Annotated in this window: 1 protein-coding gene and 1 pseudogene; both read right to left on the reverse strand. The window is 35.6% G+C overall.

The window, feature by feature from the left end:
- A pseudogene (locus tag ACFINY_RS09850) lies at nucleotides 1-423 on the reverse strand (hypothetical protein); the annotation flags it as partial.
- A 69-nt stretch (nucleotides 424-492) separates the two neighbouring features.
- On the reverse strand, nucleotides 493-645 hold the full coding sequence (locus ACFINY_RS09855) for a TrwH protein (protein ID WP_375612691.1): 153 nt from the start codon (nucleotides 643-645) through the stop codon (nucleotides 493-495).
- Nucleotides 646-728: the final 83 nt, after the last annotated feature.

The raw sequence follows: 728 nt of genomic DNA on the forward strand, positions 1-728 counted from the left end.
TTTTTTCAACTCAAGCTGTTTTTTTAAGAGCTCAATAATTTCCCCTTTTTTTAATAGATTAGTAAGCTCCAGATATTTTGCTGATGGAGCAGATACGAAAGTTGATTTAGGTACCTGAGCTGTGGGAGATACTGGAGGTGTGTTAGATGGCTTAGAGCCAATAGGTTTGGACGGTACGCGATTTCTTATCGTTCCCAAATTAGAAAGGTCAATTTTAATATCGGGTGGAAGTTTACGTGGTGGCTCATAGCCTTTTGGTGGTTTTGGTTTATAATTGTTGCTTGAATCGAGATTTCCTGACCCTATACTAGGAACTGCAAAACGGCTATGACCTCCTCCTTGCTTAGTAAGAGTGTTACTTCTTGCTAAGTTTGTTGTTCCAAAAAAAGCACTAATCGCTATGATAATAATCAGCTTTTGCATATTTCATACCTTTTAATTTTCACATATTTAGAAAGACTGACCATTACATTATTAACTTCATAAATCAGTTTATGAGATTCCGTTGTCTCCTCGCTTGATTTCGGCAGGGATTGTTTTATTAATAGGCACGCGGTTCCTGTCATTCGGCTGTTTTAGCTTTGGTGCTAATGCACAAGCCGATAAAAGGTTTGTAATCAAAATTATAAGAATGATCGACTTCATTTTAATATGACTCTTTTTTACTGTTATACACATTCTGATATTTGTTGTCATTATTATAATTTCGACACCAAAGTAAAGTGTAT

It is taken from the genome of Bartonella sp. AA23NXGY (genome assembly GCF_042197165.1).
Classification (GTDB): domain Bacteria; phylum Pseudomonadota; class Alphaproteobacteria; order Rhizobiales; family Rhizobiaceae; genus Bartonella.

Coding starts and splice junctions, on each gene's coding strand:
- ACFINY_RS09855 (WP_375612691.1), bottom strand. CDS start 645: ATGAAGTCGATCATTCTTATAATTTTGATTACAAACCTTTTATCGGCT.